Genomic DNA, 20,605 nt, shown 5'->3' with positions numbered 1-20,605 from the left:
AGGCAAAATATTGACCTCAATACCAGGCCAAAACACTATTTTTATTCCAATAGTCAAGTTTCGGCTATTAGGTCATGCCCTTGGGAGCTAATCACCGTTACTTTGATGATTTCGCCAGCACGATAGCGCTTAGAAGGCTTGCTAGGGGCTAAAACCCTCACCAAACCATCAATTTCAGGGGCATCACCAATTGTTCGGCCGATTCCACCGGATTCATCCACTCGATCTATGATGACCTGAATACGCTTGCCTATTTTTTTAGCAAGTCGTTTTGTTGAGATTGCTTCGGCCTTGGCCATAAAACGGGCTCTGCGATCTTCGCGCAATGCATCTGGAACTGGGTTATCCAAGGCATTGGCAGTTGCACCATCAACCGGTGAATAAGCAAAACAGCCGGCACGATCTATTTGCGCCTCATCCAGAAAATTCAATAGATACTCAAACTCTTCTTCAGTCTCGCCTGGGAAGCCAGCAATAAAAGTACTGCGAATTACTAAATCGGGGCAAGCAGCTCGCCATGCCTGAATGCGCTCTAAATTCTTTTCTCCGCTCGCCGGACGCTTCATGCGCTTGAGGACATCTGGATGCGCATGTTGCAAAGGAATATCTAAATACGGAAGCACGCCATAGCCATGGTCCGCAAACTCAGCCATTAGAGGTAAGACATCATCCACGTGTGGATAAGGATAAACATAGTGGAGGCGAACCCATGCTTGATGCTCTCTAGCAATTTGATTCAAAGCATTCACCAAATCAAACATCCGCGTCTTGACAGGCTTGCCATCCCAAAAACCAGTACGGTATTGAATGTCCACACCATAAGCGCTAGTGTCTTGAGACACCACCAATAATTCTTTTACACCGGACTCAAATAATTTTTTTGCCTCCAGCAGCACTTCGCCAATCGGACGTGAAACTAGGTCGCCGCGCAAGCTAGGGATGATGCAGAAGGTACAGCGATGATTGCAACCCTCGGAGATCTTCAAATAGGCGTAATGCTTTGGCGTGAGCTTAACGCCAATCGGAGGCAGTAAATCCGTAAAGGGGTCATGGGGCTTTGGCAAATGCAAATGGATAGCCTGCATGACTTCTTGAGTGGCATGCGGGCCTGTTACTGCAAGGACTTTAGGGTGAATACTCTGAATCAGATCACTGCCATCAGCATTTTTTCGGGCACCAAGACAGCCCGTAACAATCACCTTGCCATTTTCAGATAAAGCTTCACCAATTGCCGCAAGACTTTCCTCTACAGCAGAGTCAATAAAACCACAGGTATTCACAATCACAAGATCCGCGCCAGAATAATCCTTGGCGGTCTCGTAACCCTCGGCACTTAGCTGTGTGAGGATAAGCTCAGAATCTACCAGCGCCTTGGGACATCCCAAGGAAACAAAACCAACTTTACCCGCCACAACTATTCTTTTTCTGTTGGGTTAGGCTGACCTGGAAACGGGAAACCTTTAAATATTGTTGGGGAGTTTTGCATCTGCTCCTGCATCTTGACGAACAAGTCTTTGCTTTGCTCCATGTAGTTGCCCATCAAACCTTGCATCATTGGGTTTTGGAGATTCATCATCTTGGCCCATGCCTCTGGTGTGCTACCTGCGCCTAAGCCCTGAGTTTGATCACCCAGCTTATTGTGGATATCCACAAAAGATTGCATTGTCTTTTCAAGATAGCTACCCATCAAGCCTTGCATGGAGTTGCCATAGAACCGAATGATTTGAGAAAGCATTTGAGTTGAGAAAACCGGCGCTCCGCCAGCCTCTTCTTCCAGAATGATTTGCAGCAAGATATTGCGTGTTAAGTCGTCTTCAGTTTTTGCGTCTACAACGCTAAAAGCGTCGCCGGCCATCACTAAATTCTTAATATCAGCCAGCGTGACATAAGTGCTGGTTTGGGTGTCATATAAGCGACGATTGGGGTACTTCTTAATTAAGCGGCTATCGCCTGCTTTTTTGGAACGTGTGGCCATGTATTTTTCCTAACTCTCGATACTGCAATGCAACATCGGCATAGTTTATCTCTAGTTTGACCTAAAGGTAAATATGCCGATGAGCACACTACTAAAACTGCATTTTTGAGGTGTTTAACCTGTATGCAGTCCGCCATTCAGAGAAAAGTCTGCGCCAGTTGCATAGCCACCATCAGCAGAAGCAATCCAGCAACAAATTGAAGCAATCTCTTCCGGAGTGCCTAAACGCTTAACAGGCACGCCCGCCACAATCTTCTCTAGAACATCTTCACGAATCGCTTTAACCATATCTGTACCGATATAACCAGGAGAAACCGTATTGACTGTTACACCTTTGGAGGCCAGCTCTTGAGATAAGGCCATCGTAAATCCATGCAGACCAGCTTTTGCGGTGGAGTAGTTAGATTGGCCAAACTGACCCTTTTGACCATTCACGGAGGAGATGTTGATAATGCGACCCCAACCGTTATCAGCCATGCCATCGACCACTTGTTTAGTGACGTTGAATAAAGAATTCAGGTTGGTATCGATCACCGCCTTCCACTGCTCTGGGGTCATTTTGCGGAATACGCTGTCCTTAGTAATGCCAGCGTTGTTTACGAGTACATCTACGCGCCCTACTTCAGCCTTTACTTTGTCGAAAGCAGCGACAGTGCTATCCCAGTCAGAAACATTCCCTTCTGAAGCGATAAAGTCATAACCCAAAGCTTTTTGCTCTCCAATCCAGCGATCCTTACGCGGGGAATTCGGGCCGCAACCAGCGATGACCTTAAAGCCATCCTTGGCGAGACGCTGACAAATAGCAGTGCCAATGCCACCCATACCACCAGTTACGTATGCAATTTTTTGAGACATGTATTACCCCTTATGGAAATATTATTGAGCAGCTGCGGATATTTTTTCTTTCACGTACTTACCAGGCGCCGCTTCTAGTTTTTTGTACTGTGCATTACCAAACGACTTGCTGGCTTTAATTTTCTTGCCACCAAATTGCTCTAACCATGTTGCGTAGTTGGGCCACCAACTACCTTTAATTTCTTTAGCAGCAGCCAACCACTCATCTGCAGTTTTAGCCAACTTATTGCCTTCAAAATAATGGCGCTTATTTTTAGCTGGTGGATTAATCACACCCGCGATATGACCTGATGCTCCCAAGACAAACCGATTCTTGCCTTTCAAGATATGCGTAGACTCATAAGCCGACTTCCATGGCACGATGTGATCATCATGTGATGCATAGATGTATGCTGGCACCGCAATCTTTCCAAGGTCAATCTTTTCACCGCAAACGGTAAGCTTGCCTGGCTTAACTAATTCATTTTGCAGATAGGTATGACGCAAGTACCAGCAGTACATTGGGCCGGGAAGATTCGTGGAATCACCATTCCAGTAGAGCAAATCAAATGGTGGCGGTGAATTGCCTTTAAGGTAGTTCTCGACCACATAGTTCCATACCAAATCATTTGGGCGCAGGAAAGAGAAAGTGTTACCCAGATCTAAGCCCGACATCATTCCGAAATGACCACCCTCACCACCAATGGTGCTCTCGCGCAACTGCACCATGCCTTCATCGATAAATACATCGAGAATTCCAGTATCAGTAAAGTCCAATAAGGTAGTGAGTAAGGTAAGGCTGGCAACGTAATCTTTTTTACGCGCTGCCAATACTGCTAATGCGGTAGAGGTTAAGGTACCGCCAACACAAAAGCCGAGTACATTAATTTGATCAGTACCGCCAATATCTTTTGTTACTTCAATGGCTTTAATGACGCCCTTGCCAACATAGTCATCCCACGTCACCTTTGTCATGGATGCATCAGGATTTTTCCAGGAGACCAAGAAAACAGTGTGACCCTGCTCCACCATGTAACGGACAACTGAGTTATCGGGTTGCAAATCTAAAATGTAGTACTTGTTGATGCAAGGTGGGACCATTAAGTATGGTCGCTCATAGACAGTGTCCGTTAATGGCGTGTATTGAATTAATTCAAAGAGCTCATTGCGAAAAACTACTTGCCCCTCAGTAGTTGCAATGTTCTTACCAACCTCAAAAGCACTTTCATCCGTCAGTGAAACTTTGCCTTTTTTCAAGTCACCTAACAAGTTCACAATTCCATTTTGAATGGACTGACCTTGAGTGCTAATAATATTTTCAAGAACTTCTGGATTGGTTGCAATAAAGTTTGAAGGAGATAAAGCGTCAATCATTTGTTCAGTGGTGAACAAAATTTTTGCCTTCATCTTGTCATCGGCATCGACAGCCTCAGCTAGCGCCATGAGATGCTTCGAGTTGAGCAAATAGGTTGCTGCAATCATCTTGCTCCAAGAGGAGTGCCATGCCTTGCCAGAGAAACGGCGATCTTTGACTTCGATTGCTTCAGGATTTGTTGCGAGTTGAGCAAACTCAGAGAAATAATCTTTTTGAATTTCCGCCAAACGCTCTGGTGGAATTAATGCCATATGGTGTGGCGCCAATGATGGTGCAACACCTGTATTCATACCTGCAAACATAATGATCTCGTTAATTAATTAAGATCATTCTCCATCTATAAGGCTATAAGGGTTATACGCACTAACCCTAGCCCTAGGGCTAAGCTAGTAGTAACCCCAAGCTTAGGATTGCTCAGAAATCCATATGAGGGAGGCGAAACGTCCGGTTTCTTTATCCCTGCGATAGGAAAAGAAACGGTCTGAATCACTGAAGGTGCAAAAGTCTCCGCCATAGATTTGCTCGATACCAAAAGACCATAAGCGATCTTGAGCGAGCAAATAGAGATTGGCCAAATACTTTCCAGGACTCCCAGCCATTGACTCGAATGCCTTAGATAAAATAGATGGGCCTTGGGGACTAAAAGCCTCCAACACATCATCACCGACTTCAAATTTACTTGGGCCAATCGCTGGCCCCATCCACGCCACAATATCTTCCGGCCTCAGGACTGGTGATAATGCGAGCATTTCTTGGATGGTATTTTCCAGAACGCCGCTACTCAGACCGCGCCAGCCGGCATGAGCCGCTCCAATGACGTCGCCATTTTTGCTTGCGAACAATACCGGCATGCAATCAGCCGTCAGAATCGCCAAAACCTCGTTTGGTTTATTGCTAACTGAGGCATCCGCCTCAATTGGCCCGCTTATAAAAGCATTCCTCGAGCTTGGCGTACTAACAGTAGCCCCATGAATCTGTTTGAGCCAAACTGGCTCAGCAGGAAGTTGTGATCTGAGGATGCTACGGTTTTGCAGAACATCCTCTAAATTGTCACCAGCATTGAGTCCCAGATTGAGAGTATTAAATGGGGGTTTACTAACCCCGCCCTCACGAGTGCTACATAAAGCCTGAATTTGCTTAGGGACAACCCAACTTGGCTCAATATTTTTAATTGCGTTGATCATTTTTAATTGATGCCATTAATGCCTCTTCTTTAGGCAGGTCAGCTGGACTCATGCCAACTTGCGGCAACAAGTCCATCAAATCTTGCGGGGGCAATCTAAACCAAGTCATGACGTCTTGTGTTGCTGGGTGCTGCAAACTCAAAGCATATGCATGCAATGCTTGGCGGCTAAAAGGTAGTGATTTAGCTGCTCCAGGTGTTCTTTTGCGGTAGACCGGGTCACCAAGCAGTGGAAGACCAAGGGATTCGAGGTGTACACGTATTTGGTGTGTACGACCGGTCTCTAGACGGCACTCCAGCAGGGCAAGCTGGCTTTCAGCAAAAGCTCCTTTAGCCAGGCGGCGAAATAAGGTGGCCGCAGGTTTACCTTGGGGTGAGCCAGCCGCCATTTTGAGTCGATCGCGCTGATCGCGACCCACGCTAGCCAAAACTTTACCTTGAGATGGGGCATCACCCCATACCCAAGCAAGGTAACGCCTACCCACAGTACGCTCTTGCAACTGCCTAACCAAAGAGGTTTGAGCGATGTCCGTGCGGGCTACCACCATTAATCCAGAAGTATCTTTATCTAAGCGATGAACAATTCCAGCCCTCGGGAGCAGTTTTAGCTCAGGAAAGCGATGCAAGAGCCCATTTAATAAGGTGCCAGTCCAATTACCAGCAGCAGGATGAACGACAAGCCCGGCGGGTTTATTAATCACAATGATGGAGTCATCCTCATAAACCACGTCCAAGGGGATTTCTTCAGGGCCAAAAGTAAATTGCTCAGGCATCTCTTGAGGAAAAACCTTAATACTCTCGCCCCCACGCAGTAAATGACGCACTTTAGTGGCTTTGCCGTCGACCGTGACCGCTCCAGTCTCAACCCAGGTTTGGAGTCGATTGCGGGAATAATCCGGTAAAGCAGCGCCTAGAAATTTGTCCAAACGCTCTCCGTTGACCTCAAGCGGAACTTCTAAGGCTATGAAATCCTCATCATCGATATAATCAATGGGATTCGAATCGGGAGTATGCGGCAATGCCACGCTTAAAGAGCCTTTTAGTTATGTCGGACGTTATTACAGACGCCAGTTTAAGGCTTGCTGCCAGCATTGGGGTATCTTCCAAAAAATCCCTGCTTACATTATTTATTGGTGCTGGCGCTGCCTGCCTCGTTCTCAGTGGATGTGCAGGTAGTGATGGCCAAAAAGATGATGCTGATATTTGGTCTGAGACCAAGCTGTATTCAGAGGCAACCGACAAGCTTAAAGATGCCGATTATGCAAAGTGCGGTAAGTACTTTGAAAAACTCGAGGGTCGCTTTCCTTTTGGGCCCTACTCACAGCAAGCACAAATTAATGCAGCCTACTGTTACTGGAAGGCCCAAGAGCAAGCTCAGGCTCAAGTGGCGATTGATCGCTTTATCAAGCTTCATCAAGGTAGCCCCAATTTAGATTACGGCTACTACCTCAAGGGTTTAATCAGCTTTAATGATGATTTGGGTTGGTTAGGTAAATTTACTGGGCAAGATTTAAGTGAGCGCGATCCAAAAGCAGCTAAAGAAGCTTTTGAGTCATTCAAGGTAGTGGTTGAGCGTTTCCCCGATAGCAAATATGCGCCCGACTCCTTAGACCGCATGCGTTATATCGTGAACTCGCTAGCGGAAGCAGATGTGATCGTAGCCCGCTTCTACTATCAACGTGGCGCCTATCTTGCTGCCGCCAATAGAGCGCAACTCGTTATTCGTGATTATGATCGCGCTCCTGCTGTTGAAGAAGCGCTTTACCTTCTCACGAAGTCTTACGAGAAGCTGGGCATGACTGATCTGAGTAATGACTCGCTGCGTGTATTTAAGTTAAATTTCCCAGACAGCCAGATGATGATTACTGGTCAACGCGTTCAAAAAGAACGTCGCTGGTGGCAGATCTGGAATAAGTAAACTTCAAGAGTCATCAAGTAGCACTGCTTTACTTGATGACTACTGGCACTCTCTGCGCTAAGGCGCAAATCAATTCATAGCCAATGGTGCCACTCATCTGAGCTACATCATCTACCGGCACTTGCTGACCCCATAGTTCGACTACGCTCCCGATCTTGGCATTGGGTGCTTCTCGCAAATCAATCGTTAACATGTCCATGGAGACACGTCCAACAACCGGGCAGACTATGCCTTCACCTTGGGCATCAGCAGCATCGACCCAAACCGGAGTTCCATCTTCTGCATGACGAGGGTAGCCATCGGCATACCCACAGGCAATCACACCAATACGCATATCTTCCGGAGCTTCATAGCGGCCACCATAACCAACATGATCGCCCTTCTTTAGTTCCTGAATATCAATGATTTCGCTACGTAACTGCATTACAGGTTGAAACTCAGATCGAACAATGTCAGCATGTACGCCAGTTGGAGAAACTCCGTACAACAAAATCCCAGGGCGAACCCAATCCCCTAGCGCATTACGGTGCCACAAAATTGCCGCTGAATTAGCCAATGAAGTCGGCGCCTGTAATCCCTCAATAGCCTTCTCAAAACACTCCATTTGCTCGCCTACTGATGGCGCATGATCTACCTGATCGGCATTGGCAAAATGGGTCATGTGATGCAGGTGATATCCAGCAGCATGCAAACGATGAAAGGCAGTGCGGTACTGCTCTGGCCTGAAACCCATCCGGTTCATTCCGGAATTCAGCTTTAAAAATACGCTAATGGGATGGCCAGAGTGATTCATGGTGGACTCCAACCAAACGACTTGCTTCTCACTATGTACAACGAGATCGCATTGAAGTTTTATAGCCAATTCCAGTTCCTGCTGGCTAAAAAGGCCCTCCAGGAGAAGAATGCGACCTTCCCAACCATGCTCTCTTAACCATTGTGCATCCGCAATATCCAATAAAGCAAAGCCATCCGTGGACTCAAGCCCTTTGTAAGCTGCCTCCAGAGAGTGGCCATAGGCTTTAGCCTTTACAACCGACCAAATCTTGGATTCAGGAGCGAGTTCACGAATACGGCCTAAATTATGACGAAAGGCGTCAGTGTGTATAGTTGCCAGAATTGGCCTTTTAATCAAGCGATTAGCCGACGTACTCATATCCACCCCTCCTTTCATGTTTTAATTACAGTAATGACTAGATTGTACGAATGAACCGTAGTTTTTACATCATTATGGCGGCGCAATTTTTTTCGTCGCTTGCTGATAACGCATTGCTGATCGCAGCAATCGCCCTCTTGGTACAGCTTAGCGCTCCGGCCTGGATGACTCCTTTACTCAAATTATTCTTCGTTCTTTCCTATGTATTGCTAGCAGCCTTTGTCGGAGCCTTTGCGGATTCGCGACCCAAGGGTAATGTGATGTTCATTACCAATACGATTAAGTTTATTGGTTGTGTGGTTATGCTGTTTGGCAGTCACCCCCTACTGGCCTATGCCATTGTGGGCCTAGGTGCTGCCGCCTACTCTCCAGCTAAATACGGCATCCTGACCGAACTACTACCACCAGAAAAGCTGGTTGCAGCTAATGGCTGGATTGAGGGCCTGACCGTTGGCTCCATCATTATGGGCACGGTACTTGGAGGCGTCCTCATTAGTAAATCGGTATCTCAGAGCCTCTTAGCTTTTGATGTGCCTGTACTAGAAACCAGCATTGATACTGCTGCTGAATCCGCCATCCTGATCATCATGATGATTTATGTACTGGCAGCCCTGATCAACCTCCGTATTCCAGATACTGGAGCGCGCTACGAGTCCCAAAAGACTAATCCAATTGAGTTGGTTAAGGATTTTGCAGTGTGCTTTAAGACGCTTTGGGATGATCGCCTAGGGCAAATCTCATTAGCTGTAACCACCTTGTTTTGGGGTGCTGGCGCTACTTTGCAATTTATTGTCATTAAGTGGGCTCAGGTTGCCTTACACATGACCTTATCGCAAGGAGCTATCCTTCAGGCGATATCTGCTGTGGGCGTCGCTGGAGGAGCTGTATGGGCTGCCTGGCGCATTCCGCTTCGCAACTCCCTCAAGGTCCTACCTTATGGCATTGCCATGGGCCTAGTGGTCTGCGTTATGGCGATCTACAACTCAGACATGCTTCCCAACACAACCATTTGGACTATTGGCAAATTTGAAATCTCACTCAATTTAGTGCCAGCCTATTTCTTATTAATATTGGTTGGTTGGCTTGCTGGCTACTTTGTGGTGCCGATGAATGCACTGCTTCAGCATCGTGGACACGTTTTAATGTCAGCTGGTCATTCGATTGCAGTGCAAAACTTCAATGAAAATATTTCCGTATTGATGATGCTTTTGATTTACTCTGGATTGATTTGGCTAGATGCACCTATTCAGGCGGTAATCATTGGTTTTGGTGTCGCCGTCAGCGCAATCATGTGGCTGGTGATTAAACGACACCGCGCCAACCAAGCTGAATATGACTCAATGCATTTAATTGGTGAGCACAAGCATTAAGCGAAAAGCTTAGATGTTTTGCAATACCGATTTAGCCAGCAACAGATCTTGCCAAAATAGCGCCTTATCCTGTGGTTTGGCAATCAGTTGATTTAACTCAAAAGTAGCAATCAAGGGGAGATCTTCTGCACCGTCGGCATTGATTGCCAAAACAGTTTCACGCAGTTCAGGTAGCGCATCACGCTCACCCGACAATCGCTGGGCAGCACTCCCGCCAAATGCCAAAGCCACAATAGGAGTTCCATCTTGTGGAAAATGTTCTGGGTTGAATTTTTCCGAAGGATTTTTCCAAGACCACTCCTGCGGAGTTAAACCCAGAACCCGAATGGTGTTCTGGAAAAGCACCTCTGCATCACCTTGAGGTTTATTGCCAAAGAACCACCATACCCCAGCAGATCTACGCTCATGGATTTCAACCTCAGCCGGTGATGTAGCTTCCATTTGATTAGCATGATGTTGCTCTATCTCAGCGGCAACCACTACATGAGCTTGCTCAGGATCGACATCACGCGATGTCCATTCGGTGATGCCCATCTCTTTCAGAAATGTGGAGTTTGTACTCATATTCATGCCATAAGCTTAATCGATTTAGCTAATACGAGAGCATCTTCACGCAATCCACTGGCGGCATCAACTGGATAATAATTCTTACGAATACCTATCTGCTCATAACCCAGGCTTTGATAGAGCTTTAAGGCTGCAGCATTGCTGGGGCGCACCTCAAGAATGATTCGAGGCATATTTTGTTGAGCTGCTACCCCTTCGATTGCATTCATCATCTTGATACCAATACCTAGACGACGCAATTTTGGGGAAACAGTGATATTCAGCAGATGCAACTCATCAACCGCTGGAAACAAAATACAGTAGGCCCAGAGAATCTCTGGATCCAAGTAACTTCCCTCTACCGCATCTGACAATTGTGGTCTTACACAATAAGCCCAATGACCTGCAGCCAATGAGTCTGTGAAATTACCCTGAGTCCATGGGTGAATATGAGAAACAGATTCAATCGCCAAGACTGAATCCAAATCAGCAACAGTCATTGGAAGAAAGGAGAGTTCTGAAACCCCCTCTGTACTGGCTTTTTCTGATGGAGAGGTATTAACCATGCTGTTGACTGCGTTCAAACGAGGTGAAAGCAACCTTATTGCGGATGTACAGAGGCTCTAGTAGGTGTACATCTTGTTGCAAACCCTGGCTCCACATTGCTTGGGCACAAGCTAGTACGCCCAAAGCATTCACACCAATTTCAGAATCCAAATGAGAGCTTGCTAAAGTCTTGGGTATAGAAGCAAATACACGCTCGCCAAATTCTGTAATTGCGCTACCTGCCAGAAATTCGATATTGGCCAGATCTATTCCTTCTGGAGCGCTTAAATGAATATCACCCTGGCGTTGAGGCAATGCATTCTGTGTAGTTCTATAGCTAGCCCAATAAACCTCACCCATGCGGGCATCAAGCGCCACAACAAAAGAGTGAGCACCAGAAGAAACAAACGCAGGCGATAGAACAAGTTGACTGGCAATTGCATCCAGACTCGCTACAGCAAGTGCTGGTAACTTGGCAGCAATTGCCAAGCCTTGGACAACCGCGACACCCAAGCGTACCCCTGTAAAAGCTCCAGGACCATTCCCAATCGCAATCGCATCCAAGGAAGAAAGTTCGATCGAAGCCTCCGACAGCAACTCTTCAACCCATGGCAGTAAGAGTTGGCTAGCGCCAGCCGACACCTTTTGGTGGCGAACTAATGGTGGCGCATCATCTAAAGATAAAGCCACCGAACACCAAGCTGAGGAGGTGTCGATGGCCAATATACGTGTCAATTTGGACTCTCTAACTTCTTATGAACTCAGACCCGCAATGATATCCGGTGGAGCCTGAACAAGCTCAATTAACACGCCCTCACCGCAAAGAGGAAATTCTTCATTACCTTTGGGATGTACGAAGGTAATGTCATAACCTGCCGCACCCTTGCGAATACCGCCAGGGGCAAAGCGCAGGCCCTGCGCAGATAACCACTCTACCGCCTTTGGTAGATCATCCACCCATAGGCCAATGTGATTGAGAGGTGTTTGATGAACGGCTGGCTTCTTTTCAATATCAAAAGGCTGCATGAGATCTACTTCTATCTCATGCGCACCGGTACCAATTGCGCAAATATCCTCGTCGACGTTTTCACGCTCAGAGACAAAAGTGCTCTTATAGTCAAAGCCGAGCATGTCAACCCAAAGCTTACGGAGGCGATCTTTATTTTCGCCTCCAATCGCAATTTGCTGAATACCTAATATCTTGAATGGTTTGGTCATGGCATGCCTTATTCGAAGCGAATAATCAATTGATCAACCGCTAAGCTTTCGCCCACATTGGCGCAGATTTCTGCAACCACGCCATCCTGAGCGGCAACTAAAGTGTTTTCCATTTTCATGGCTTCAATCGCAGCCAATTTCTGTCCGGCAGTAACTGCTTCGCCAACTTTGACTGAAATATTGGTCAAGAGGCCAGGCATTGGGGACATAACTAACTTAGAAGTATCTGGTGGAACTTTGACTAACATGCGACGTTGAAGCTCTGCACCTAGGGGGCTCAAGACCATACACTCGTAATGCGCACCATCCAAAACAAGAGCGTATTTAACACCCTTACGCTCAACTTGTGCAGTGATCTTATGGGTGCCATTAATAGTTGCACGCAAACACAGTTCGCCTGGGCGCCAATTGCTGACAATGTTGTAGCGACTGACATCACTCGCCTCTTCAATGTAGACAGAGTAAACACCCTCCTTCAGATCAACGCGAACTGGAATCTCTTGGATCTCTTCATTTGATCCAACACGAGATCCAGTCACCACGACAAATTTCTTCGCGATCGTCATCTCATGACCAGCCAATTGACCATCGATCATCTTTATATGCTCAAGGTAGCGATAACGCATAAATGCTGCCAAGGCTGCCAAACGTTTTGGGTCTGCTGGCTGAACGGAGTCCTTTTTGAAACCATCTGGATACTCTTCAGCAATAAAGCCGGTAGTGAAGTCACCAGACACAAAGCGGGGATGCTGCAATAAGGCTGCCTGAAAAGGGATATTCGAATGAATGCCGCGAATCACAAAGTCATTCAAGGCAGCGCGCATCTTTTCAATTGCTTCCGTACGATCCTTGCCATGAACAATTAATTTGGCAATCATCGAGTCGTAATACATTGGAATCTCGCCGCCCTCATAGACACCGGTATCTACACGCACACCATCTAACTCTTCCGGAGGGCGATATTTCACTAAACGGCCGGTAGATGGCAAGAAATTGCGGAACGGATCATCCGCATTAATACGACATTCCATAGACCAACCGTTGAGCTTAATATCTTCTTGTTTAAATGCTAACTTTTCGCCAGCAGCAACACGAATCATTTGCTCAACTAAATCTAAGCCAGTAATACCTTCAGTTACGGGATGCTCAACTTGCAAGCGCGTGTTCATTTCGAGGAAGTAGAAAGACTTATCTTTACCTACAACAAACTCGACAGTACCCGCAGATTGATAGTTCACGGCCTTAGCTAATGCAACGGCTTGTTCACCCATCGCCTTGCGTGTAGCGGGATCGATAAATGGGGATGGCGCCTCCTCGATCACCTTTTGATGGCGTCGCTGAATAGAGCAATCACGCTCACCCAAATACACCACATTGCCATGAGCGTCGCCCAACACCTGGATCTCAATATGACGCGGCCCTTCAACAAACTTTTCAATGAAAACACGATCATCGCCAAAGCTGTTGAGAGCTTCGGTACGACATGCTGTAAATCCTTCGAATGCCTCTTTGTCATTAAACGCGACACGCAAGCCTTTACCGCCACCGCCTGCAGATGCCTTAATCATGACTGGATAGCCGATGCCTTGAGCAATCTTGACGGCATCTTCAGCCCTCTCAATTGCCTCATTAAATCCAGGGATCGTATTAACCTTGGCCTCTAATGCAAGCTTCTTAGAGGCGATCTTGTCGCCCATGGCTGCAATTGACTGATGCTTAGGGCCAATAAAAACAATGCCTTCTTCTTCGCAACGACGTGCAAATTGCTCATTCTCAGACAAGAAACCGTAGCCTGGATGAACCGCTTCCGCACCAGTATCTTTGCATGCCTGAATGATGCGGTCCATTACTAAGTAGGATTCGCGTGAAGGTGCAGGCCCTATGCAAACAGCTTCATCAGCCATCTGCACATGACGTGCCTCTTTATCTGCTTCAGAGTAGACGGCAACGGTTTTAATGCCCATCTTCTTGGCGGTTTTCATCACACGGCAAGCAATCTCACCGCGGTTAGCAATCAAAATTTTCTTAAACATTTTCGTAGTCATGATTTATCGGCGCCTTAAAGAGGAATATTGCCGTGTTTACGCGGTGGGTTTGTGAGTTCTTTATCTTTGAGCATGGCCAAAGAGCGTGAGATACGCTTACGTGTCTCATGTGGCAAGATCACATCATCAATGTAGCCACGTCGACCCGCCACAAATGGATTTGCAAACTTGGCTTTGTACTCAGCTTCACGTGCAGTAATTTTTGCTGGATCCGACTTCTCTTCGCGGAAGATAATTTCAACAGCCCCTTTAGGTCCCATTACTGCGATTTCAGCAGAAGGCCAGGCAAAGTTAACGTCACCACGCAAGTGTTTAGAAGCCATCACGTCATAGGCGCCGCCGTAGGCTTTGCGGGTGATCAGAGTGACTTTAGGAACAGTGCAATCTGCGTAGGCGTAGAGCAACTTTGCACCATGCTTAATAATTCCGCCGTATTCTTGTGATGTACCTGGCATAAATCCAGGTACGTCCACCAAAGTAACTACTGGAATATTGAAGGCATCGCAAAAACGAACAAAGCGAGCCGCTTTAATGGAGGCCTTGATATCTAAACAACCTGCCAACACTAAAGGCTGATTAGCAACGATACCGATTGAACGGCCTTCCATGCGAGCAAAACCGATCAAGATATTCTTAGCATAATCAGGTTGAAGTTCAAAGAACTCGCCATCATCAACGATCTTCTCAATCAACTCTTTCATATCGTAAGGTTGATTTGGGTTGCTAGGCACTAATGTATCGAGTGAGAAATCAGGCTCTTCAGTGCGCATCGCACCATTGATCATCGGCGGCTTTTCGCGATTCGATAATGGGAGATAGTTAAAGAAGCGACGGAGCATCATGATGGCATCAACGTCATTATCAAAAGCCAAATCACAAACGCCTGAAATTGTCGAATGCGTTACGGCACCACCTAATTCCTCTGCAGTGACGTCCTCATGCGTTACTGTCTTCACCACTTCAGGACCAGTAACAAACATGTAAGAACTGTCTTTCACCATAAAGATGAAATCCGTAAGGGCTGGGGAATACACAGCGCCGCCAGCTGATGGGCCCATGATTAAAGAAATTTGTGGAATCACTCCGGAGGCAGTCACGTTGCGCTGGAAAATCTCAGCGTAGCCACCCAATGAAGCAACACCCTCTTGAATACGCGCGCCACCAGAGTCATTTAAACCAATCACAGGTGCGCCCACCTTCAGCGCCTGATCCATGATCTTGCAAATCTTTTCAGCATGGGCTTCAGAGAGTGATCCACCCAAAACAGTAAAGTCTTGAGAGAAAACAAACACCAGACGGCCGTTGATCATGCCGTAGCCAGTAACAACGCCATCACCTGGAACAGTTTGATCGGCCATGCCGAAATCGTGGCAACGATGTTCAACGAACATATCCCACTCTTCAAAGGTGCCAGCATCTAGCAAGAGCTCAATACGCTCACGTGCAGTGAGCTTGCCTTTGGAATGCTGAGCAGCAATACGCTTTTGCCCCCCACCTAATCTGGCAAGCTCGCGCTTTGCTTCTAGCTGTTGAATGATTTCCTTCATAACTACTCCCTTAGAAAAATTCGTGTCCCATTGCTTCGAGCAAACGTCTCGCAGCAACAGAAGCGGCCATGGTTCCTTGATTTACCTCGGCACTTAAGCCAGGTAAAAGTGTTTGTACTGCTGGGTGATTCTGAAAAGCATTCTTAAGACCGGCATCAATGCGATCCCACATCCAAGCCCCTGCTTGTTGTTTGCGGCGTGACTGCAATAAGCCATTTGAATTTTGGAGTTTCTGAAAATGCAGAATTTTTTCCCATAACTCCGGGACGCCATTACCCTCTAAAGCACTTAAGGTCATCACAGTAGGATGCCAATACGCTTGATTGTGCGAAGCATGGTCAGGATTACCTTGAAAGCCCAATAGGCGCAAAGAGCTTGTAATAAACAATTGCGCACGCATTGCAGCATCAGGATCAATGTCTACCTTATTGATCACAATCAGGTCAGCAATCTCCATCACACCTTTTTTAATAGCCTGTAGATCATCGCCTGCATTGGGCAATTGCAATAGCAGAAACATATCGGTCATTCCAGCCACAGCAATTTCACTTTGACCTACACCTACGGTTTCCACAATCACAATGTCAAAACCTGCTGCCTCAGCAACCAACATCGCTTCACGGGTTTTCTCAGCTACACCGCCTAATGTGCAAGATGAAGGGCTTGGACGAATGAAGGCATTGTCTAAGACCGACAGCTTCTCCATACGGGTCTTATCCCCCAAAATAGATCCGCCAGATAAGCTCGAGGAAGGATCAATGGCTAAAACGGCAACGCGATGACCTCTATCAATCAGATATAAGCCCAGAGTCTCAATGAGAGTGGACTTACCAACACCAGGCACACCTGAGATACCCAAACGAAAGGATTTACCTGTCTTAGGCAATAAAGTATTAAGTACATCATCGGCACGCTTGCGATGATCCATGCGTGTGGACTCTAGCAAGGTAATAATCTTAGCCAAAGCCCTTCGCTGCGCCAATGAAGGCGCACCAGTGAGATCATTCACCAAAGCTTGGTCAACTGCATTGAGCATGCTGATATCTTCTGGCTTTGAATTATTCAGGCTTTACAGATTTACGAATCTGCTCAAGCACATCCTTGGCTGATGCTGGAATTGGAGTGCCTGGACCATAAATACCCTTCACGCCTGACTCATATAAGAAGTCATAATCCTGCCTAGGGATAACGCCACCCACGAAGACAATAATGTCGTCAGAACCCTGCTTCTTCAACTCAGCGATGATGGCAGGGACTAAAGTCTTATGACCTGCAGCTAGAGTAGATATGCCCAGAGCATGAACGTCATTTTCAATCGCTTGACGTGCACACTCTTCGGGAGTTTGGAATAAAGGCCCAATATCAACGTCAAAACCTAAGTCAGCAAAAGCAGTTGCAACCACTTTGGCGCCGCGATCATGACCGTCTTGGCCAAGCTTGGCAATCATTACACGCGGGCGACGGCCAAAGTCTTTTGCGAAATCAGCGATCTCGACCTTCAATTTTTCCCAGCCTTCTGCTGAGTCATAAGCAGCTGCATACACACCGGTCACCTTTTGAGTATCGGCGCGATGGCGCCCGTAAACTTTTTCTAATGCATCTGAAACTTCGCCAACCGTAGCGCGCAAACGAATTGCTTGCACAGCCAATTCCAATAGGTTGCCTGTATTTTCTTCCGCAGCTTTTGTTAGTGCTTCTAATGCAGCTTCCACTTTTTTGGAATCGCGCTTCGCCTTAATGTCTTTCAATCGAGCAACTTGGCTTTCACGAACCTTATCGTTATCAATCATCAAGACATCAACTAAGTCTTCTTTGCCGAGCTTGTATTTATTAACCCCAACAATCACATCAGAGCCAGAATCAATCTTGGCTTGCTTTTCAGCGGCAGCCGCTTCAATCTTCAGCTTAGCCCAACCACTTTCGACCGCCTTGGTCATGCCACCCATGGCATCGACTTCTTGAATGATTTCCCAAGCCTTATCAGCCATCTCTTGCGTGAGGTTCTCCATCATGTAAGAGCCAGCCCAAGGATCGATCACGCTAGTAATGTGAGTCTCTTCTTGCAAGATCAACTGGGTATTACGGGCGATTCGGCTAGAGAACTCAGACGGCAAAGCAATCGCTTCATCAAATGAATTGGTATGCAAAGATTGAGTACCACCAAATACTGCAGCCATGGCTTCAACTGTTGTACGAACAACGTTGTTGTAAGGATCTTGTTCAGTTAAAGACCAGCCAGATGTTTGACAATGCGTACGCAACATCAGTGACTTTGGATTCTTTGGCTCAAAGGACTTCATGATGCGCCACCATAAGAGGCGTGCAGCGCGCAACTTAGCAACTTCCAAATAGAAGTTCATGCCAATGGCGAAGAAAAATGAAAGGCGACCCGCAAAGCCGTCCACATCCAAACCTTTAGCTAAGGCAGTTTTTACGTACTCTTTACCATCGGCCAATGTAAATGCTAATTCGAGAACTTGATTCGCTCCCGCTTCTTGCATGTGATAACCCGAAATGGATATCGAGTTAAATTTCGGCATGTGCTTGGCGGTGTACTCAATGATGTCACCGATGATGCGCATAGAAGGTTCTGGTGGATAGATATAGGTATTGCGCACCATGAACTCTTTCAGAATGTCATTCTGAATCGTTCCAGATAACAATTCTTGCTTTACACCCTGCTCTTCACCAGCAACGATATAACCCGCTAATACTGGCAACACGGCGCCATTCATCGTCATCGAAACTGATACTTTGTCCAATGGAATGCCATCAAACAAGATCTTCATGTCTTCTACAGAATCAATTGCTACTCCAGCCTTGCCTACGTCACCCGTTACACGTGGATGATCAGAGTCATACCCACGATGGGTTGCTAAATCGAATGCAACAGAAACGCCTTGACCACCTGCATCCAGCGCCTTGCGGTAAAACGCATTGGATTCTTCCGCCGTTGAAAAGCCAGCGTATTGACGAATAGTCCAAGGACGTACTGAGTACATTGTTGCCTGAGGTCCACGAACAAATGGCTCAAATCCTGGTAATGAATGTGTGTACTGAAGGCCTTCTGTATCTTCGGCTGTATATAAAGCCTTGAGATGGATGCCATCAGGTGTTTGCCAACCTAACTTATCGACATCACCATTAGGTGCTGATTTTTGGGCTGATTTTTTCCAAGCGTCTAAATTGCTATCCGGCACATTAGGCCAAGTATTGGATGCATTCGATGATGACTTTTTTTCATTCGTATTCATAAAGCACTCCCGGTTAGCTTTATTACATTGTTGCTAAATTTGTAGGGCTATTTTGCTTGACATTTTTTATTTTGTCTAGATACTGTATACATAATTATGAATACAAAACTAATTAACCGACCCTTATACGAAGACGTAGCTGAGCGCCTACGCGAGCAGATCTTCGCCCACGAATTAGCGCCAGGAAGCTGGCTTGACGAGCAAAGCCTGGCAATAGCCTTTGGAATTAGTCGCACACCGATGCGTGAAGCAATCAAGGTATTAGCTTCTGAAGGTCTTGTGACGACCAAAATGAACAAAGGAGCCTATGTAACAGAAGTAGATCGGCGTGATCTTGAACAAATCTTCACTGTTCTCTCTCTGCTCGAGGGACAAGCAGCTAAGGAGACGGCAATAAAAGCTTCTGAAGCCCAGCTAACGCAACTTGATAACCTGCATCACCGACTAGAAAAGGCTGCAGCCGACCGTGATACCGAGCAATTCTTTGAAATTAACGTCAAATTTCATGACTTGATCCAAGAAATCGCAGGTAATAAATGGATGAATGGTGTGATTGAGGACTTACGCAAGGTTCTCAAGCTTCAAAGGCGTGACTCTTTAAGTCGAAATGGACGTCTATTGAGCTCACTAGTGGAGCATCGCGAGATTCTTCAGGCTATTCTTAAGCGAGATCCATTGGGGGCGGAAATGGCCATGCGCAAACACCTTACCAGAGGCCTCGAGGCGACTAAATAGCGCTAACTAGCAGCTATGAGTGAAATAAACCCATAAAAACAAAGGCTTAGGTTCATCACCTAAGCCTTTTTGCTTTTGCAGCCAGAATCTCTGGATTATTTCTTGATAACGAAATTTCCAGGTAATTTGGAGATGTAAGCAGCCATATCCTCTAAATCAGCATCAGTAAATGGCTGAACCTGAGATCCCATCACAGCATTATTGCGACCGTATTGAGCATTACCGTTGCCTACTTTGTAGGCCTTCAAAGCGTAAAAGAGGTAATCAGAGTACTGGCCAGCCAACTTTGGATAAGCAGGCAAGATCGGTGCATTCAGACCAGCACCATGACAAGAGGCGCAATTGGCCTTCTCAACGAGTGCTTGACCCTTTTCAGCATTAGCTGCTTGAGCAACGCCGATACTGGATAACAAAATGGCGGTAATTAGTGCGAATTTCATAAACGTGCCTCTAAATATCACTTCAATGGGTTATTTGGTGAGCTGGCAGTTTGCGCAGCATAGTATTCGCCAAGGTCAGCCATGTCCTGATCAGACAAGCTGGCAGCAATAGAACGCATCGTTGGATGCTTTCTTTCGCCTTTTTTGTAGGCGGCTAAAGCGCTAGAAATGTAGGCAGCATTTTGGCCGCCCAACATTGGCACTTTGTAAACCAAAGGATAGTCCGCACGGTAGTCAGGAATGGAGTGGCAGCCAATACAGAGCCAAACCTTGCCTTGGCCAGCCTGAGCCGAACCTTTGACATCTTGAGCTTGCACTGCAAACCCAGCAAAAGCTAGACCTGCGCAGAGGGTCAATTGGGGAAGAATGAGGTGTTTTTTCATAGAAATCATCATTAACGAGTTTGATTTAGATCAATTTGGGAAGAGTATAGCGGAGACGGACTGATATACCTCGTTTCACCCCC

At 46.6% G+C, this 20,605-nt stretch carries 20 protein-coding genes; 3 read left to right on the top strand and 17 right to left on the bottom strand.

The window, feature by feature from the left end; translation table 11 throughout:
- Positions 1-53: 53 nt before the first annotated feature.
- The 6 genes from rimO to FD971_RS04815 all read right to left on the bottom strand — a co-directional run bounded on the left by rimO (position 54) and on the right by FD971_RS04815 (position 6,392).
- Entirely contained in the window at positions 54-1,412 is a 1,359-nt protein-coding gene (gene rimO, locus FD971_RS04840; RefSeq protein ID WP_215335020.1) for a 30S ribosomal protein S12 methylthiotransferase RimO, read from the bottom strand.
- A 2-nt stretch (positions 1,413-1,414) separates the two neighbouring features.
- Entirely contained in the window at positions 1,415-1,975 is a 561-nt protein-coding gene (phaR, locus tag FD971_RS04835; protein ID WP_215335018.1) for a polyhydroxyalkanoate synthesis repressor PhaR, read from the bottom strand.
- 114 nt (positions 1,976-2,089) lie between these two features.
- Positions 2,090-2,830, bottom strand: a complete 741-nt coding sequence (locus FD971_RS04830; RefSeq protein ID WP_215310207.1) for a 3-ketoacyl-ACP reductase — start codon at positions 2,828-2,830, stop codon at positions 2,090-2,092.
- Between the two features lie 21 nt (positions 2,831-2,851).
- Positions 2,852-4,486 (bottom strand): class I poly(R)-hydroxyalkanoic acid synthase, encoded by a 1,635-nt coding sequence (phaC, locus tag FD971_RS04825; protein WP_215335016.1) that lies wholly within the window; start codon positions 4,484-4,486, stop codon positions 2,852-2,854.
- Positions 4,487-4,588: 102 nt separating this feature from the next.
- Positions 4,589-5,368 carry a peptidoglycan editing factor PgeF gene (gene pgeF, locus FD971_RS04820; protein WP_215335014.1) on the bottom strand — a complete coding sequence of 260 codons (780 nt, stop codon included), beginning with the start codon at positions 5,366-5,368 and terminating at the stop codon, positions 4,589-4,591.
- Positions 5,352-6,392 carry an RluA family pseudouridine synthase gene (locus tag FD971_RS04815; RefSeq protein ID WP_215335012.1) on the bottom strand — a complete coding sequence of 347 codons (1,041 nt, stop codon included), beginning with the start codon at positions 6,390-6,392 and terminating at the stop codon, positions 5,352-5,354. The genes pgeF and FD971_RS04815 overlap by 17 nt, the downstream gene beginning before the upstream one ends.
- Before the next feature lie 20 nt (positions 6,393-6,412).
- On the opposite strand from FD971_RS04815, the gene FD971_RS04810 reads away from it, so the two are divergent.
- On the top strand, positions 6,413-7,285 hold the full coding sequence (locus tag FD971_RS04810) for an outer membrane protein assembly factor BamD (RefSeq protein ID WP_215335010.1): 873 nt from the start codon (positions 6,413-6,415) through the stop codon (positions 7,283-7,285).
- A 28-nt stretch (positions 7,286-7,313) separates the two neighbouring features.
- Here the strand turns inward: FD971_RS04810 and alr are convergent, their stop codons facing one another.
- Complete coding sequence (gene alr, locus FD971_RS04805) at positions 7,314-8,414, bottom strand: alanine racemase (protein WP_215335212.1); 1,101 nt, start codon at positions 8,412-8,414, stop codon at positions 7,314-7,316.
- A gap of 74 nt (positions 8,415-8,488) precedes the next feature.
- On the opposite strand from alr, the gene lplT reads away from it, so the two are divergent.
- Positions 8,489-9,808, top strand: a complete 1,320-nt coding sequence (lplT, locus tag FD971_RS04800) for a lysophospholipid transporter LplT (protein ID WP_215335008.1) — start codon at positions 8,489-8,491, stop codon at positions 9,806-9,808.
- 9 nt (positions 9,809-9,817) lie between these two features.
- Here the strand turns inward: lplT and FD971_RS04795 are convergent, their stop codons facing one another.
- From FD971_RS04795 to scpA, 8 genes are read right to left on the bottom strand one after another with little or no spacing between them, the layout of a single operon-like run.
- Complete coding sequence (locus FD971_RS04795) at positions 9,818-10,378, bottom strand: hypothetical protein (protein WP_251368685.1); 561 nt, start codon at positions 10,376-10,378, stop codon at positions 9,818-9,820.
- A complete protein-coding gene (gene rimI / locus FD971_RS04790) occupies positions 10,375-10,920 on the bottom strand; it encodes a ribosomal protein S18-alanine N-acetyltransferase (RefSeq protein ID WP_215335006.1) in 546 nt (181 codons plus the stop codon). The genes FD971_RS04795 and rimI overlap by 4 nt, the downstream gene beginning before the upstream one ends.
- The gene (gene tsaB, locus FD971_RS04785) at positions 10,913-11,635 is read right to left on the bottom strand and encodes a tRNA (adenosine(37)-N6)-threonylcarbamoyltransferase complex dimerization subunit type 1 TsaB (RefSeq protein WP_251368684.1); all 723 of its coding nucleotides are present in this window, start codon (positions 11,633-11,635) and stop codon (positions 10,913-10,915) included. Before tsaB ends, rimI begins: the two co-directional genes overlap by 8 nt.
- 18 nt (positions 11,636-11,653) lie before the next feature.
- Positions 11,654-12,118, bottom strand: a complete 465-nt coding sequence (locus FD971_RS04780) for a VOC family protein (protein ID WP_215335004.1) — start codon at positions 12,116-12,118, stop codon at positions 11,654-11,656.
- A gap of 8 nt (positions 12,119-12,126) precedes the next feature.
- A complete protein-coding gene (accC, locus tag FD971_RS04775; protein WP_215335206.1) occupies positions 12,127-14,151 on the bottom strand; it encodes an acetyl-CoA carboxylase biotin carboxylase subunit in 2,025 nt (674 codons plus the stop codon).
- Between the two features lie 26 nt (positions 14,152-14,177).
- The gene (locus tag FD971_RS04770; RefSeq protein ID WP_215335002.1) at positions 14,178-15,710 is read right to left on the bottom strand and encodes an acyl-CoA carboxylase subunit beta; all 1,533 of its coding nucleotides are present in this window, start codon (positions 15,708-15,710) and stop codon (positions 14,178-14,180) included.
- A gap of 10 nt (positions 15,711-15,720) precedes the next feature.
- Positions 15,721-16,746: a methylmalonyl Co-A mutase-associated GTPase MeaB gene (meaB, locus tag FD971_RS04765; protein WP_215335000.1), complete on the bottom strand. Its 1,026-nt coding sequence runs from the start codon at positions 16,744-16,746 to the stop codon at positions 15,721-15,723.
- A 22-nt stretch (positions 16,747-16,768) separates the two neighbouring features.
- Positions 16,769-18,964: a methylmalonyl-CoA mutase gene (scpA, locus tag FD971_RS04760; protein WP_251368683.1), complete on the bottom strand. Its 2,196-nt coding sequence runs from the start codon at positions 18,962-18,964 to the stop codon at positions 16,769-16,771.
- A 96-nt stretch (positions 18,965-19,060) separates the two neighbouring features.
- Here scpA and FD971_RS04755 point away from each other — a divergent pair, with 96 nt between their 5' ends.
- Complete coding sequence (locus tag FD971_RS04755; RefSeq protein WP_215334998.1) at positions 19,061-19,699, top strand: GntR family transcriptional regulator; 639 nt, start codon at positions 19,061-19,063, stop codon at positions 19,697-19,699.
- Between the two features lie 95 nt (positions 19,700-19,794).
- Here FD971_RS04755 and FD971_RS04750 read toward each other — a convergent pair whose 3' ends face one another.
- On the bottom strand, positions 19,795-20,139 hold the full coding sequence (locus FD971_RS04750) for a c-type cytochrome (protein WP_215334996.1): 345 nt from the start codon (positions 20,137-20,139) through the stop codon (positions 19,795-19,797).
- A 17-nt stretch (positions 20,140-20,156) separates the two neighbouring features.
- The gene (locus FD971_RS04745) at positions 20,157-20,522 is read right to left on the bottom strand and encodes a cytochrome c (protein ID WP_371743067.1); all 366 of its coding nucleotides are present in this window, start codon (positions 20,520-20,522) and stop codon (positions 20,157-20,159) included.
- Between the last annotated feature and the right edge of the window lie 83 nt (positions 20,523-20,605).

Origin of the sequence: Polynucleobacter sp. AP-Ainpum-60-G11 (assembly GCF_018688375.1) — a bacterium.
GTDB lineage: Bacteria > Pseudomonadota > Gammaproteobacteria > Burkholderiales > Burkholderiaceae > Polynucleobacter.
Note: the sequence above shows the minus strand (reverse complement) of the source record. Positions and strands in the feature narration are given on the sequence as shown.

Coding starts and splice junctions, on each gene's coding strand:
- scpA (WP_251368683.1), bottom strand. CDS start 18,964: ATGAATACGAATGAAAAAAAGTCATCATCGAATGCATCCAATACTTGG.
- FD971_RS04745 (WP_371743067.1), bottom strand. CDS start 20,522: ATGAAAAAACACCTCATTCTTCCCCAATTGACCCTCTGCGCAGGTCTA.
- phaR (WP_215335018.1), bottom strand. CDS start 1,975: ATGGCCACACGTTCCAAAAAAGCAGGCGATAGCCGCTTAATTAAGAAG.
- rimI (WP_215335006.1), bottom strand. CDS start 10,920: ATGGTTAATACCTCTCCATCAGAAAAAGCCAGTACAGAGGGGGTTTCA.
- FD971_RS04755 (WP_215334998.1), top strand. CDS start 19,061: ATGAATACAAAACTAATTAACCGACCCTTATACGAAGACGTAGCTGAG.
- meaB (WP_215335000.1), bottom strand. CDS start 16,746: ATGCTCAATGCAGTTGACCAAGCTTTGGTGAATGATCTCACTGGTGCG.
- accC (WP_215335206.1), bottom strand. CDS start 14,151: ATGTTTAAGAAAATTTTGATTGCTAACCGCGGTGAGATTGCTTGCCGT.
- FD971_RS04780 (WP_215335004.1), bottom strand. CDS start 12,118: ATGACCAAACCATTCAAGATATTAGGTATTCAGCAAATTGCGATTGGA.
- FD971_RS04810 (WP_215335010.1), top strand. CDS start 6,413: ATGTCGGACGTTATTACAGACGCCAGTTTAAGGCTTGCTGCCAGCATT.
- lplT (WP_215335008.1), top strand. CDS start 8,489: ATGAACCGTAGTTTTTACATCATTATGGCGGCGCAATTTTTTTCGTCG.
- FD971_RS04795 (WP_251368685.1), bottom strand. CDS start 10,378: ATGAATATGAGTACAAACTCCACATTTCTGAAAGAGATGGGCATCACC.
- FD971_RS04830 (WP_215310207.1), bottom strand. CDS start 2,830: ATGTCTCAAAAAATTGCATACGTAACTGGTGGTATGGGTGGCATTGGC.
- pgeF (WP_215335014.1), bottom strand. CDS start 5,368: ATGATCAACGCAATTAAAAATATTGAGCCAAGTTGGGTTGTCCCTAAG.
- FD971_RS04770 (WP_215335002.1), bottom strand. CDS start 15,710: ATGAAGGAAATCATTCAACAGCTAGAAGCAAAGCGCGAGCTTGCCAGA.
- FD971_RS04750 (WP_215334996.1), bottom strand. CDS start 20,139: ATGAAATTCGCACTAATTACCGCCATTTTGTTATCCAGTATCGGCGTT.
- phaC (WP_215335016.1), bottom strand. CDS start 4,486: ATGTTTGCAGGTATGAATACAGGTGTTGCACCATCATTGGCGCCACAC.